The sequence below is a fragment of the Pseudarthrobacter sp. AL07 genome (genome assembly GCF_029960665.1).
Taxonomy (GTDB): domain Bacteria; phylum Actinomycetota; class Actinomycetes; order Actinomycetales; family Micrococcaceae; genus Arthrobacter.
Map to the genome: position 1 here is coordinate 1 of NZ_JASBRB010000015.1, position 13,277 is coordinate 13,277.

General features: G+C 67.4%; 20 protein-coding genes and 2 pseudogenes. 13 read left to right on the top strand and 9 right to left on the bottom strand.

Annotated elements, in window-relative coordinates; translation table 11 throughout:
• Positions 1–299: 299 nt before the first annotated feature.
• Positions 300–773, bottom strand: coding sequence for a sigma-70 family RNA polymerase sigma factor (locus tag QK290_RS12440; RefSeq protein WP_282330946.1), 474 nt, complete (start codon positions 771–773; stop codon positions 300–302).
• Positions 774–1,000: 227 nt separating this feature from the next.
• Between QK290_RS12440 and QK290_RS12445 the strand changes: the two genes are divergently transcribed.
• Positions 1,001–1,495: a hypothetical protein gene (locus QK290_RS12445; RefSeq protein WP_282330947.1), complete on the top strand. Its 495-nt coding sequence runs from the start codon at positions 1,001–1,003 to the stop codon at positions 1,493–1,495.
• 308 nt (positions 1,496–1,803) lie between these two features.
• Here the strand turns inward: QK290_RS12445 and QK290_RS12450 are convergent, their stop codons facing one another.
• The 3 genes and pseudogenes from QK290_RS12450 to QK290_RS12460 all read right to left on the bottom strand — a co-directional run.
• Complete coding sequence (locus QK290_RS12450) at positions 1,804–2,034, bottom strand: hypothetical protein (RefSeq protein WP_282331016.1); 231 nt, start codon at positions 2,032–2,034, stop codon at positions 1,804–1,806.
• A 145-nt stretch (positions 2,035–2,179) separates the two neighbouring features.
• Positions 2,180–2,572: a prolipoprotein diacylglyceryl transferase family protein gene (locus tag QK290_RS18670; RefSeq protein WP_348994467.1), complete on the bottom strand. Its 393-nt coding sequence runs from the start codon at positions 2,570–2,572 to the stop codon at positions 2,180–2,182.
• Positions 2,457–2,729, bottom strand: a pseudogene (locus QK290_RS12460) (prolipoprotein diacylglyceryl transferase family protein); the annotation flags it as partial. The pseudogene QK290_RS12460 and the gene QK290_RS18670, both read right to left, overlap by 116 nt.
• Before the next feature lie 268 nt (positions 2,730–2,997).
• Here QK290_RS12460 and QK290_RS12465 point away from each other — a divergent pair.
• Complete coding sequence (locus tag QK290_RS12465; protein WP_282330948.1) at positions 2,998–3,621, top strand: TlpA disulfide reductase family protein; 624 nt, start codon at positions 2,998–3,000, stop codon at positions 3,619–3,621.
• 48 nt (positions 3,622–3,669) lie between these two features.
• Here the strand turns inward: QK290_RS12465 and QK290_RS12470 are convergent, their stop codons facing one another.
• The 5 genes and pseudogenes from QK290_RS12470 to QK290_RS12490 form a co-directional block, all read right to left on the bottom strand.
• Positions 3,670–3,849 carry a hypothetical protein gene (locus QK290_RS12470; RefSeq protein ID WP_282331019.1) on the bottom strand — a complete coding sequence of 60 codons (180 nt, stop codon included), beginning with the start codon at positions 3,847–3,849 and terminating at the stop codon, positions 3,670–3,672.
• Between the two features lie 32 nt (positions 3,850–3,881).
• A pseudogene (locus tag QK290_RS12475) lies at positions 3,882–4,418 on the bottom strand (permease); the annotation flags it as partial.
• Positions 4,419–4,433: 15 nt separating this feature from the next.
• Complete coding sequence (locus QK290_RS12480; protein WP_282330949.1) at positions 4,434–4,589, bottom strand: hypothetical protein; 156 nt, start codon at positions 4,587–4,589, stop codon at positions 4,434–4,436.
• A gap of 197 nt (positions 4,590–4,786) precedes the next feature.
• A complete protein-coding gene (locus QK290_RS12485; RefSeq protein ID WP_282330950.1) occupies positions 4,787–5,023 on the bottom strand; it encodes an SHOCT domain-containing protein in 237 nt (78 codons plus the stop codon).
• A gap of 69 nt (positions 5,024–5,092) precedes the next feature.
• The gene (locus QK290_RS12490; protein WP_282330951.1) at positions 5,093–5,800 is read right to left on the bottom strand and encodes a DUF3105 domain-containing protein; all 708 of its coding nucleotides are present in this window, start codon (positions 5,798–5,800) and stop codon (positions 5,093–5,095) included.
• A 161-nt stretch (positions 5,801–5,961) separates the two neighbouring features.
• On the opposite strand from QK290_RS12490, the gene QK290_RS12495 reads away from it, so the two are divergent.
• The 11 genes from QK290_RS12495 to QK290_RS12545 all read left to right on the top strand — a co-directional run bounded on the left by QK290_RS12495 (position 5,962) and on the right by QK290_RS12545 (position 13,255).
• Positions 5,962–6,327: a BlaI/MecI/CopY family transcriptional regulator gene (locus QK290_RS12495; RefSeq protein WP_282330952.1), complete on the top strand. Its 366-nt coding sequence runs from the start codon at positions 5,962–5,964 to the stop codon at positions 6,325–6,327.
• Positions 6,324–7,307, top strand: coding sequence for a M56 family metallopeptidase (locus QK290_RS12500; protein WP_282330953.1), 984 nt, complete (start codon positions 6,324–6,326; stop codon positions 7,305–7,307). Before QK290_RS12495 ends, QK290_RS12500 begins: the two co-directional genes overlap by 4 nt.
• Positions 7,308–7,425: 118 nt before the next feature.
• Positions 7,426–8,403, top strand: a complete 978-nt coding sequence (locus QK290_RS12505) for a cytochrome c biogenesis protein CcdA (protein WP_282330954.1) — start codon at positions 7,426–7,428, stop codon at positions 8,401–8,403.
• Positions 8,400–9,059: a peroxiredoxin family protein gene (locus tag QK290_RS12510; RefSeq protein ID WP_282330955.1), complete on the top strand. Its 660-nt coding sequence runs from the start codon at positions 8,400–8,402 to the stop codon at positions 9,057–9,059. The genes QK290_RS12505 and QK290_RS12510 overlap by 4 nt, the downstream gene beginning before the upstream one ends.
• Entirely contained in the window at positions 9,056–9,322 is a 267-nt protein-coding gene (locus tag QK290_RS12515) for a hypothetical protein (RefSeq protein ID WP_282330956.1), read from the top strand. The genes QK290_RS12510 and QK290_RS12515 overlap by 4 nt, the downstream gene beginning before the upstream one ends.
• A 9-nt stretch (positions 9,323–9,331) precedes the next feature.
• On the top strand, positions 9,332–9,559 hold the full coding sequence (locus QK290_RS12520; protein ID WP_282330957.1) for a hypothetical protein: 228 nt from the start codon (positions 9,332–9,334) through the stop codon (positions 9,557–9,559).
• A complete protein-coding gene (locus QK290_RS12525; RefSeq protein ID WP_282330958.1) occupies positions 9,556–9,789 on the top strand; it encodes a hypothetical protein in 234 nt (77 codons plus the stop codon). Before QK290_RS12520 ends, QK290_RS12525 begins: the two co-directional genes overlap by 4 nt.
• Positions 9,779–11,761 (top strand): copper resistance protein CopC, encoded by a 1,983-nt coding sequence (locus tag QK290_RS12530; RefSeq protein WP_282330959.1) that lies wholly within the window; start codon positions 9,779–9,781, stop codon positions 11,759–11,761. The genes QK290_RS12525 and QK290_RS12530 overlap by 11 nt, the downstream gene beginning before the upstream one ends.
• Positions 11,762–11,839: 78 nt before the next feature.
• Entirely contained in the window at positions 11,840–12,589 is a 750-nt protein-coding gene (locus tag QK290_RS12535; protein ID WP_282330960.1) for a cytochrome c biogenesis protein CcdA, read from the top strand.
• Between the two features lie 85 nt (positions 12,590–12,674).
• Positions 12,675–12,995, top strand: a complete 321-nt coding sequence (locus QK290_RS12540) for a metal-sensitive transcriptional regulator (protein ID WP_282330961.1) — start codon at positions 12,675–12,677, stop codon at positions 12,993–12,995.
• A 32-nt stretch (positions 12,996–13,027) separates the two neighbouring features.
• A complete protein-coding gene (locus QK290_RS12545; protein WP_282330963.1) occupies positions 13,028–13,255 on the top strand; it encodes a heavy-metal-associated domain-containing protein in 228 nt (75 codons plus the stop codon).
• Positions 13,256–13,277: the final 22 nt, after the last annotated feature.

The following is a 13,277-nucleotide window of genomic DNA, read 5'->3' on the forward strand; positions in this document are numbered from 1 at the left end:
CGAGATCGACGGCCGCACGCCCAGCGGCAAGCTGATCCGCCGCGGCGGCGTCTGAAGCGCAGCGCGATGGCCGTAAACGTCCACGCCCCCTACCCGCGGCCGCGCGCTGGCGCCCGCGTCGGCTCCAGCCCGGGACCTGGCACGGGCTATCTTCACCCTCACACGCTCAGCCGAAAAGGTGCCATCCTGAAGGCCGCCCACCATCCCATGGTGTGCAGAGGACTTCTGACATCTGGATGTCAGAAGTGCCGTGCACGGTCATCCAAATCTTCAGAAGTCCCGTGCACCAACCACAGCAGCTACGGAGTCGAAACCTTGGCCGGTCTTCGATGCCGGGACCCAGCGGTAGAGGGTAGGTACAGGGTCCAGTGCTTAAGCGAGGCCGGGGCGCGTGGCTTGGTTCCGCTGATGGTGATGACCTCGCGGTGCCCGGCACTGAGTCGGGCCAGTGCTTCTTCCATCAGCACCTTCATCAACAGCCCGTCCACGTGCTCGACCGTAACCGCCATCTGCTCCAGGTCCTCCGTCTGCGTTTGTTGGGGCCGGCGCTGCTGACGGCGGAAATTGTCGATGTCGATGTTTCTGGCCTTCCGGAAAAGGTAACCGCGCATACTGGTGGTGATTCCGGGGGCCTGCTGCCAGATGCGCAGAATCGTCTCCTGCACGACGTCTTCGGCCTGCTCCGGGCTCGATGTTATCCCGATCGCGAAGCGTCGCAGCGCCGGCGCATGCTCCCGGTAGATCTCTGCGACTATCTGCTCATCTAATGGCATGGACGCCCCTGACATCTCGATGGAACGGGCCCTACCCGCTAAGACGCCCAATGACCGGGAAAAGTTCAGCCGTAAAAAATTCTGCCCCCGGTTGAACCATTCTCACCACCTGCGCCGTCTTAAGGCATAGCGGCAAACCCGCGCCGTGCAGATCCACCGCAACGACCTGCTGAGAGCAGGCCGGGTGAATCTGTCCCAAAGATCTGTTTTTAGAGGAGTCATATTTCATGAACACGAGACTGAGCATAGCCATGGCGGCGCTGTCCCTTTCCGCTCTGGCACTGACCGGCTGCGGCGCATCGACAACGACCTCCACCGGAACCACGTCAGCCCCGGCCGCGCCCGCCACCAGTGCCGCCCCGGCAGATCTGACAACTGCGAAAACCTCCCTGGGGACCACGGTTGTCGACGGCAAGGGCATGTCCGTCTATGTTTTCGACAAGGACGTCAAAGACTCCGGGAAGAGTGCCTGCGCCGGGGCCTGCCTGTCCATCTGGTCAGCGGTGACCGCCGGATCCGGGACCCCAGTAGTGGAGGGTGTCACCGGAAAGGTCGGCGTGATCACCACCGACGCCGGGACCAGGCAAGTCACACTCAACGGGATGCCCCTGTACCTCTACACCAAAGACACCGCCCCGGGCGACGTCAAGGGCCAAGGCTTCAACAAGATCTGGTGGGTCATCAACCCCGCCGGGGAAAAGATCAGCACCCCCGCCGGATAACAGCTGCAACGCAGGGCCCCGGCCGCCGCCGGCCCATTAGCTGGCCGCCCGAGGAACGTGTGTCGGCAAGAACGGTTGCCAACAGTTACCAGACCATGGCCCCTCGGCCCCTCTGTCGGTCCGCGATACAGCGCCGCGCCAATCCCGCCCGCTTAACTCAGCAGCCGACGCGGCGAATTCCCAGCCAGCGAGGAAATAGTCCCCTACTGCTGTCGGGGGTATTGTGTTCTCTCCTCCGAACCCGTGTGCCTGCGTAGCTCCACGGGCCGCCGTGCCGGTCACGCAAAGCATTAGAATCGCGCCGGGTTTCATGCCTTCCGGCGGGTGCTGGTTCCCGGAACAGCTCTGGCGGCGATGGCTGCCAGATCCCGGGCCGGCCCCGGCGGGGGTGTTGGGCCGGTTTGCCACAGGGCGGTCAGGGTGCGGCGCAGGGGCAGCCCACGGACGGGGATGGCGATGAGCCGGTGCAGGGCGAGGTCGTCACGGACGGCCGCCGTCGTGGATAGTTCCACCAGCGGCTCTGCCAGGGGCGGGGCCACTGCGGTGGTGAGCAGGTGCTCGAGGGCGTCCCGGGTTCCGCTGCCGTGTTAGCTGGTGACCAGCGCGGTTGCTGCCAGTTCGCCGGCCGTGACCGGGGTCCGGCGCCGGGCCCAGGGATGCTCAGGTGCGACGACCAGGACCATGTCATCGTCCTGCACCGCCGCGATCCAGGTATATCAGCAGCAGTGCTGCGGCTAGGGTCCATAGGGATTCGTAGAGGACGGTGGGCTGGAAGTAGCCGAGGATTGCCGGTGTGCCGTCGGGTGCGGTCAGGGCCTTGCCGGTGGCCTGGTTCATGGCGTGGATCTGGAGTTTCCACGGCAGGTGCGTGGATTCGCCGTAGAGTTCGTTTGTTGAACCAGTTGAACCAGTTGCCCCAGCGGCCCAGGCCTTGGGCCAGGAGCAGCCCGGGGGCGGCCGCGTCGGCGAAGGCCGCGAAGGGTACCCCGGCTCGGCGGGCACCGATCCCGGAGCCGACGAGCCCGAGGGCGACGGCTCCCCAGATCCCGAGGCCGCCTTCCCATATCCGCAGTGCACCCCACGGGTCTTTTCCGGGGCCGAAGTAGAGCTGGTTGTCGGTGATGACGTGGTAGATCCGGCCGCAGACGATACCGAAGGCACCGCCCAGATCACCATGTCCAAGGTCTGGGACGTGGTACCGCCCCGGGCCCCGGAGGCGGCGGCCGTAAGCCACACGCCGACCACGATGCCGGCCAGGATGCAGAGGTCATAGAACAGCACGCTCAGCGGCCCAAGCTGGAACGCGTGTCCGCGGAGGTGCATGTGAAGCTGTATCAGGAGCATCCCACAGACCTAACAACCTAAGTAGTTTAGGTCTACACTGGGGAGGGGCTGCCGCCGGTTCCCCCAACCGGCGGCGGCCTGTCACGGCCGGACCCGGCCGATAACGGGAAAACCGCCGCTAGGCGCGCGGGCCGCGTGGCCAGCAGGAGAGGAAGCTGATGAAGCTGGACAGAGGCCGGGCTGCCAGGCGGCGCCCACGCAGGTCGCTTCTGGCCGCGATCGCTTCAGCGTCGGTGCTCGCCGTTTCGCTGGCGGCCTGCGCGGCGCCGGATTCGCTGGCCCAGCAGGCCCGTGCGGGGGATAACAAGAACTACATTGCAGGCGACGGCTCAGTCAGTGAATACACCGCAGCCGCCCGCCAGAACCCGGTGACCTTCCATGCCCAGTTGTTCGACGGCCGGACGGTGGAGTCCCGGTCATTCCCCGGCAAAGTCGTGGTGCTGAATTTCTGGTATGCAGCCTGCGGCCCGTGCAGGCTGGAGGCAGGAACGCTGCAGGAGCTCAGCCAGTCATTCCAAGGCAAGGGAGCCGAGTTCTATGGCGTGAACATCCGGGATGAGGCCCCGACGGCCGCTGCCTATGAACGTACCTTCGGAGTGACGTATCCGAGTTTCTATGACAGAGACGGCGGCATTCTTCTGGCCATGGCCAGCTTTGTGCCCCCTCAGGCCGTTCCGACCACCATCGTGCTCGACAAACAGGGCCGGGTCGCGGCCCGGATCCTGGGAGTTGCGGACAAATCCACGCTGAAATCGCTTATCAGCGATACCCTGGCCAATTGAATGGCGTGGTCCGTGGCCCAGTGAAATACAGACGGGTTCCGGCGTGCTCTACATGTTGTGGTCGTGGCCCGGTCCGTCGATGGCCGCCGGTTCCCCGCCCATCATCTGGAGCATCCCCGCACCTCCGGTGCGGATGAAGCGGATGAGGAGAAAGGCGCCGAGGATGAGGAAGGCGATGTCGGCGAAGATGAAACTGACGACCCGCCGAAGCTGATTCCGCCGTTCCACAGCACCGCCGCCAGGGGCACGTTTCCGATGGAGCAGACAAAATTGACCATGGCCAGGAGCGGCCCGATGACCGGGCCCCAGAGGCCGGAGGCGACCGGGTTGCCGGTAAGGAACAGGGCCTGCAACCAGGACTGGGGTACCCAGGCCGCGAAGGCACCGGCGAGCAGCAGGCCGCTGCCGATGTCCTTCCAGACGGAGGCTCAGTCCATGACGAAGTATTGCGCGACGGCGGTCAGCCCGTCCCGGGAGCGCAGCCGCTGCCAGAAGCTTCCCTCGCCGTGGACGGACGTGTCCATGGCTGCGTGGCCTTCCATGGATCCGGCGAGGCCTTTGTAGGCCTGGTGGCGGGCTGTCTCGAGGATGCGTCCGCGCATCCACCACCGGAAGCCGAGCGCGATGGCAATGATCATTACGGGTCGGCCGATGAATTCGGCCAGGGTGAACTGCCAGCCCATCAGCACGGTCAGGATGATGCCCAACTCGATGACGAGGTTGGCGGAGGCGATTTCAAAGGCCATCGCCGCGGTGAAATGGGCGCCCTTGCGGAACAGGGACCGCGCCAGGGCCACCGCGGCGTAGAAGCACTAGGAGGATGCCGCACCAAGTCCTGTTGCGGCACCCAGGGACCGGGGCGAGTCATCGGACACCAACGCCGCAATCCGCTCCCGGCTGACGAGAGCCTGGATGACGCCTGACAAGGCGAATCCAAGGAGCAGTGGCCACAGGATTTCCCATCCCATCCCATCGCCCCGGCCATTGCCAGCGCCCGACCCATTTCCTGGAAAACGTTCACGATGTTTCCTTACCTGGATCGGTAGGTGGGACAGGACCCGGCGGCGGGGCCGCTTGAAGGCTTGCCGCGGTGCGGGAGCCGCCCGGTGATTGTCCCGGTCCGGCTCAGGCCTCCTGAGTCCGCGTCAGGGGACCGCCCAAAACGCTATCCCAGCGTTTCGCGCCGTTTGCGGTATTCCTCGTCGTCGATTTCCCCGCGCGCGTACCGCTCATCGAGAATGCTGCGGGCAGAGCCGGACCGGCTGGCCGGGGACTGTCCACCGCCCCTGGCCAGGCGGACGATCACCCAGACGAGCGCGGCCAGAGCGGCGATGAGAAGCAGCGACCATCCCAGCATCCACAGCCACATAGGTCCCATGTCGCCGTATCCATAACCCATCATTGGTCTTGTTCCTTACCTCAGTTGTGCGGGGGCGGTTGGTGCGGGCGGCTGGTTCAGCTGCCCGTCTGGCTACTTGATCTTGCCTGGGCCGTCGAGTCCGCCGGTGCAGGGGGCGCCGGGCTCCGGGGCCGTTTTTGCGCTCCGGTATTTGGCGATGAAGTCTTTGATGCGCGGGTCATCAGCGCCCGATGCTTTCAGCTGCACGCCCCAGGCGGAGGCGACGACCGGGGAGGGAAGCCCGCTGTAAGGGGAGAGGATCGCGTAGGTCGAGGGGATGTCCTTGCGGAGCGTGTCCAGCTGCGCACCGCTGACCGCCTGCGGGTCATAGGTCACCCAGACGGCCCCGTGCTCCAGGGAGTGGACCGCGTTTTCGTTGGGCACCGGCTCGCTGTAGACGGCGCAGTTGAGCGGGACCGCCGAATGGTCCCCGCCGGCGGGCGGGGACTGGGCGTACTTGACCGGTGTCGTCACATGGTTGGAGCTCAGCCCCGAAAAGGTCTGGACGCCGTCAATGGCCGCCGGAGGGCTCTTCGGCTGGGCGCTGATCACGGCGAAGACGACCAGGCCCGCCGCCAGGGCAATGCCGACCGTCCAGGCACTAATAATGAGGATGAGGCGCTTGCGCCGGTTTTTCTGGTGTACGCGCTTGAAGCCGGCCATCTTTTGGGCGATGTCCGCGGCCCGCTGCTGCTTGAGGGTGGGATTACTCCCGGCAGCCGGCCCTGCCTCCTGCGAGTCCTTGCCGGCGGCCCGGCCCGGGTTCTTTGATCGGGGCATTCCCTGAATCCTTTGCTTGACGGGCACCGGGGATCCGGCGCTGCGGTCAACGCCGGCGGGCCGGCATTCCTGCCTCAAACCTAACTTACTTAGGTAATTAGGTGCAATGCGGGGGCCTATCTCCTATCCTTGATAGGACACCACACGGCCGAGGAGGCAGCATGCCAAAGTTTGGCGATCTGGAGAGCGCCATCATGGAGCAGATCTGGCGTGCCGACGGTCCGCTGCTGGTCCGGGAGGTCCTCGACGGTCTGGACCGGCGCCTTGCCTACAACACGGTGCACACCGTCACCGAGATTCTGCACCGCAAGGGCTGGCTGACGAAGGAGCGAGAGGGCAGGGCGTTTCGTTATGGTGCGGCTGCGGGCCGGGACAAGTACGTTGCCGGACTCGTGACAGAAGCGCTCTCACTCACCGATGACCGGACCGCGGCCCTTCTGGGCTTCGTCGAAGGGATGCGGCCCGAAGAGGCCGAGGAACTGCACCGGCTCCTCAGCGCGGCGAGGGAACAGGACGCGACCGCATGATCGTCGCGTTGTCCCTCCTCAGTTACGCCCTGACCCTTGCCGTTGCCGGCCCCCGGCTGCTGCGGGCAGGATCCTGGGCCGACAGGTCGCCCCGGCTGGCCATCGCGGCGTGGCAGGCACTCACCGTCACCGTCCTGGCCTCCGCAGCCCTCGCCGGACTGGCCCTGACCTTCCCGACCATGACCGTCAGCGCCGACCTCGCCGAACTGCTGCGGGCCTGCGTCATGGCCATCCGCGAGCAGTACGCTTCCCCCGGAGGGGCGGCGGCCGGTGCCACCGGCGCCGTCCTTTCCCTGGCCATCCTCGGCCGCACCATGTGGTGCCTCGGCTCGGGCCTGGCCGGCATGGCCCGGGAACGCACCCGCCACAGCAGGATCCTGGACGTCGTCGGCCACACCGACACACACCGCGACGTCGTTGTCCTGGACTCGGCGGAACCGGCCGTCTACTGCCTCCCCGGCCGGCGGCGGCGCACCGTCGTGACAATAGGGGCACTGCAGGCCCTGGACGAGGCACAGCTGGACGCGGTCCTGGCCCACGAACACGCCCACCTGACCGAGCGGCACGACCTGATCCTGGGCCTCGCCCGGGCCCTGGCATCGGCCTTTCCGGCTGTTGCGCTCTTCCGGACCGCCGCCGAGGAGACCGCCCGGCTGATCGAACTGCGCGCCGATGACGCCGCGGCCGCCCGATCCGGACGGCTCACCGTGGCCGCTGCGCTGCTGGCCGTCGCCACCGGCAGCATTGCGCTGGCCCCTGCCGTGGCGCTGGCGGCAGGAGGTGCCGGGGCCGCGGCCCGCGTGCGCCGGCTCATCCCCCCGCACCAGCCCCTGGGCAGCGCCAGGACCGCCGCCGGCTCCCTGGCCGTGGCCGCACTGTTCGCCCTCCCGGTGCTGCTGCTGGGAGGTCCGGCAGCGGCCGCGGCCGGACAGAACCTCTGCCCCGACGGATACGTCTCCACCAGCACTACCGCCCTCTAAAGCCGACCCCGCTAAAACCAACCGTCGGCTCCCGCCGCTGGACACCGTCCGCCTATTCTCCTAAACTCCTTAGGAGAATAGTTTTTGAAGCGTCGAGTGGTGCGAAGGGCGAACGTCCATGGAAGATCTGCTGTTCGGCGGGACGCTGCTGACCGCGTTCCTTGGCGGCCTCGTGGCCCTGCTCGCCCCGTGCTGCGTCTCGGTCATGCTCCCCGCGTACCTGGCCACCGGCTTCCGCCGCCGCACCGGCATTCTCGCCGCAACCTTCGTCTTCGCCGGAGGGGTGGCCACCGTCATCGTCCCGATCGGGCTGGGAGCAACCTTCCTTGTCAGCCTTGTCTCGGGCCAGCATGTGCTGGTGTTTTTGGCCGCCGCCACCGCGATGCTGGCCGGCGGAACAGCCATGCTGTTCGGATGGAAGCCGCGGCTGCCGATGCTGCCGGGCCGGGCCCCCACCGGGGCAGGGTTCGGTTCGGTCTACGGGCTGGGAGTGTTTTCGGGGGCGGCCAGTTCCTGTTGCGCCCCGGTGCTGGCCGGCGTCGCTGTGCTCTCCGGGGCGAGTGCTTCGTTTCCCGCGGCGCTGGCGGTGGCACTGACGTACGTTCTAGGCATGGTCGCGCGGCTGGCCGTCCTGGCCCTGGTCTGGGACCGCAGGGACTGGAGCAGGAGCCGGTGGCTGCAGGGACGGCAGGTCACCCTCCGGCTCGGCCGCCTGCGCCGCACGATGGCGTTCGGGACGGCCGCGTCAGCCTTCCTGCTCATCGCCATGGCCTTACTCACCTACGTCCAGGCCGCCCTGGGACCCGGCATGGGATCGGACGGGGTATTCCTGCAGATCACCGCCGAACTGCAGCACGCCGCCGCCGTCATCGCCGCAGCAGTGGGCTGGCTCCCCGGCTGGGTCCTAGCCGCGATCCTCACCGCCGGTCTCCTCTACCTGATCACCCAGGCCCGCCGGCATGCCGGACCCCCGGCCGTCCCGGAAAAACCCGTCAATGACGCCCCCGTCGATGACACTGCAGCCGACCCCAGAATCGGCTGCTGCGTTCCAGACACGACCGCCGAGCCCATCCCCGCAAAGGACAGCCGATCATGACCACCCCCAAAAGCCGCGACTCCAAGGCCGGCCCGGCCCGTGGAACGAATCGCCGCTGGCTCCTCTGGACCCTGGCGGCGGCAGCCCTTGTCCTCATCCTCGTCGGCCTTTACGCCATCTTCTCCGGATCCACAGCCCCGAAGAACACAGGGGCCGGGAAGAACTACGATGTCGGCCAGCCCGGTCCCGGCCAGGCCGCGCCGGCATTCACCCTCCAGGACAACAGCGGGAAGCAGGTGTCCCTGGGCGACTACAAGGGAAAGAATGTCCTCCTGTACTTCCAGGAAGGCCTGACCTGCCAGCCCTGCTGGGACCAGATGACCATCCTTGAAAAAGACAGCACCAAGGTCAAGGCCGCCGGCATCGACGCGGTCCTGTCCATCACGACCGATCCTGCCGACCTCATTGCCCGAAAAACCCGGGACATGGGCCTGAGCACCCCCGTCCTGTCCGATCCCGCGCTCACGGTGTCGGAGAAGTACAGTGCGAACCGCTACGGGATGATGGGCGCCATGAGGGACGGGCACAGCTTCATCCTCGTCGGACCGGACGGCACCATCCGGTGGCGGGCAGACTACGGCGGCGCCCCGGACTACACGATGTTCGTTCCGGTCGACAAGCTGCTCAGTGACCTCAATGACGGAATCAGGCCATGATCGCACTCACACTGCTGACCCGGACCGACTGCACTTGGTGCAGCGACGGCAAGCAGTTACTGGCAGGGCTTTCCCGCGAGTTCGGGCTCAGCGTTGACGAAGTCGACCTGAACAGCGACCAGGGACGCGTCCTCGCCGCTGAGCACCGCCTCCTCTTCGCCCCCGGACTGATCGCCGACGGCAAGCTCATCGCCCATGGCCGGCTCTCCGCACGCGCCCTCCGGCGCGACCTCACCCGGCTCCGCCCCACCCCTGACCGCTAAGGACATCCCATGGAACAGTTTTTTCTCATCCTTCCCGCCCTGGTCTGCCCCGTCGGCATGGGCCTGATGATGTGGCTCATGATGCGCGGCCGCAGCCGCAACGAACAGCCCGCCACACCCGACCAGGAACAGGAACTGGCCTCCCTGCTCGCCCAGATCCAGGCCCTCCGCCCGGCGCCGGCAGACTTCGACGGCCGCCACCCGGCACCACGTCCCGGCGGGAACCCCGCGGCGTGAACACGGTCCTGATCGCACTGGCGGGCACGGCGGCGGCCATCGCCCTGACATGGTTCTTCTGCCTGCGCCCCATGCGCCGGGCCGGCACCACGGCCGTCGGGTGCTTCGCGGCGCCGGCGCAGAACATAGATGAACGGATCCGGGCCGCCCGGGAAGAACTCGCACAACTGCAAAGCGGACACCCCGGCGCCGGCACCGACGTCATCCCGCCGCCCCGGCGTGACGCGTAGGGCCCCCCGGCGGCCGCACCGGCTCGGCCGTGCCGCCGCGCTGCTCGCAGCCACGGCGGGGCTCGTCTTTGCCGGTCTGCTGTCGGCGGTCCCTGCTTCCGCGCACGCCAACCTGCTCTTCTCCGCACCGGCCGCCGATTCGACCGCCGCCACCGCCCCCGAGACCCTGACGCTGCTTTTCGATGAGCCGGTCACCACCGCCGGGACACCGGTGACACTGGTCGGCCCCCAGGGCAGCCGGAGCCTGGGCGCGGCACGGCTCTCCCATGAGAACCGTGCCCTGGAAATACCCGTTCCCGGCCCCGGCGCCCCGGGCATCTATACCGTCCAATGGCAGGTCACCGCCGGCGACGGGGACGTCATGAGCGGGTCCTACCGCTACGCCATCGGACCCTCCGCCACGGCCCTCGGCGGGGGCCAGGCCACCGACACCCAGGGGTCGTGGCAGACAACCGTCCTTCGCCTCCTGATGTTTACCGCCCTCGCTCTGGCCCTGGGCGAGCAAGCCGGAATCCGGCTGCTGGGCCGCCTTCGGGGCGCCCTGGCCGGGCCGAGGACGGTCACCGTGTGGGCCTGCCTGCTCGGTGTGGCCGCCGCCACCGGCCTGGCCGTGTTGCTGCTGGGTAACGGCTCCCTGACAGCAGGGCTCACCCGTCCCGTCCCGGACGCCCTGACCGGCAGCCGGCCGGGAATCCTGGCCCTTGTCGAGCTCGGCGGCTTCGCCCTGGCAGCAGCGGTGGCCTTAACACGGCGCCGTGCCTGGCTGTGGCTGCCGCTGGCTGCCGTGATCGGCGCCGAGGCCCTGCGCGCGCACCCGCAGCTGGCCGACCCGGCCCTGGGCATCCCGCTGACGGTCGTGCATCTTGCCGCGGCCATCCTCTGGACCGGGATGCTCGTCCACATCCTGCGCACCCTCATCCATTGGCGCCACCACCGGGACCTGTCCCGGGAAGCCCTCCGGGCCTATTCCCGGACTGCCGTGTGGCTGTTCACCGCCGTCGTACTCACCGGCCTGGGAACGGCCCTGATACTCGTCCCGCCCGACGCCCTCCTCACCACCGACTACGGACGGGTCCTGCTGGCCAAAACCGTGCTGGTCGCCGCCGCAGCGGGCCTTGCCCTGGCCGCACGACGGCTCCTGCGCCGGGAATCTGTCTTGGAAAGAATCAGCCGCCCCGCCCGGGCCGAAGCAGCCGCCCTTTCCATCGTCCTTGTCGTCTCCGCGGTGCTGACCGTACTCCCGGTCCCCGGCAGCGCTGCCGCGCCCCTGGCGTTTCCGCCTCCCGCCACGGGCCCGGTCGTCCCGGCGGCGGCCCTGGCCGGAGAGATAGGCGTCAACGCCCGCGCCAGCTCCGGTCAGCTCGTCATCCAGCTCACGGTCCCGGAGCTCACCGACGCCTCAGGAACAATCGTCTCCACGCAGACTGGCCTCACCGGCTCCCTCGCCGGACCCGCCGGGGAGACCGCCGAGCTAACGTTTCGACGCTGCGGGGAAGGCTGCTTTTTCAGCCCCGCCACATGGACCGACGGGACCAGCCGCCTCACCCTCACCCCGACATCCGGCACCTGGAACGTCAAACCCGCCGCACTGGCCATCACCTGGCCGGCCGTTCCGGCCGAGGACCTGCTGCGCGAAGCGGTGACTGCCATGAAGGCCGTCCCGGCCTTCACCCTGCACGAACTGGTCACCAGCGACACCTCCCAAGGCCTGGGAACACCCCGGTCCTTCCAGAGCAACGGCCAGGACTTCATCCGGCGCGCCCTCTACGCCAGCGGCCGGGCCACTACGGCCACCCGGCTTGACGACGAGGACGGCAACCGCCGCCTCGTCCTGTCCTACCCGGCCGAAAACGCGGTCCTTGAACTCACCCTCGCCCCGGACGGCCGGATCCTGCGCGAGAGTCAAACCGCACCCCACCATCTGGTCACCCGCACGCTCATCTACCCCGAACCCGAGGCCCATCATGACTAAGTGCCCCGCCCCTGACAGACCTTCGCCGATACGACAGCCCAATGCAGCACGCTGCGAACCACGAACGGAGGTCCTGGCATGAGCATCGGCGGCTTTTTCGCGGAAACCGTGCAGAGCGGCATCCTGCTGATTGCGCTTCCGCTGGCCATGATCGCCGGCCTCGTATCCTTCCTGTCACCCTGCATCCTGCCCCTGGTACCCGGATACCTCGGATACGTCTCCGGCCTGACCAACCCGACCCAGCACGGCAACCGCCGCCGCGTGCTGACAGGAGTCGGGCTCTTCGTCCTCGGTTTTGCCGCCGTCTTCACCCTCTACGGGGCGGCCTTCGGCGCCATCGGCACCTGGATGGCCCGATGGCAGGACACACTGATCCGTGTCCTGGGCATCGTCGTGATCCTCATGGGCCTGGCCCTGGCCGGGAAGCTGCCCTTCCTTCAGCGCACCGCGAAGATGACATGGAAGCCCGCGTCCGGTCTGGCCGGCGCACCCGTCCTGGGAGTCGTTTTCGGCCTGGGCTGGACCCCCTGCATGGGCCCGACCCTGGCCGCGGTCCTGGCCCTGAGCACCACCACCGGCGACCCTTGGCGGGGTGCACTGCTGGCCTTCGCCTACTGCATGGGCCTGGGCATTCCCTTCGCCCTGGTCGCCCTGGGCGTCAGCTGGGTCACCCGCGCCCTGGCCTTCGTCCGGCGGCACATCCGGACGTTCAACATCGCCGGCGGCCTGCTCCTGGCACTCCTGGGCGTGCTGATGGTCCTGGGAGTGTGGACCTCATGGATCTACCAGCTGCAGAACCTGGCCGGAACCTTCAAGACACCCGTCTGAAAGACAGCCCCCTGCAGCGCACTGCCAACACACCGCCGTTTATACCCTAGGGGGGTAGGGTATAGTTGAGTGAAAAGGAGAGGTCATGAGCGAACAGACTGATGAACACCTGGGCCACGGCTACACCTCGGACAAGGAGGCGTATCAGCGCCGGCTCAAACGCATCGAAGGCCAGGTCCGCGGCATCGCCCGCATGATCGACGAGGACCAGTACTGCATCGACGTCCTTACCCAGGTCTCGGCCGTCACCAAGGCACTGCACGCGGTGAGTATCGGATTGCTTGAAGAGCACATCGGGCACTGCGTCGTCGGAGCCGCGAACGAGTCCCGGGATACCGGAAACCCCGCCATCGTTGGCGAGAAGGTCAAGGAAGCATCCGAGGCCATCGGCCGGCTGCTGCGCTGACGCCTGAACTGCCTGCACGAAGGAGGAAAGGAATGATCATGGAAACCACCGTCAACATCTCCGGCATGACCTGCGGACACTGCGTCGGCTCTGTCATCGAGGAACTCACAGCCATCGACGGGATCAACGGCGTCGACATCGCACTGAACAAGGGCGGCATCTCCCGGGCCGTCGTCACGTCCTCGGAAACTCTCGACCCTGCCGAGGTCAGCGAAGCCGTCGCCCAGGCCGGCTACACCGTCGTCTCCGCCGACGCCTGAACGAACAACCACGCACCAGGAA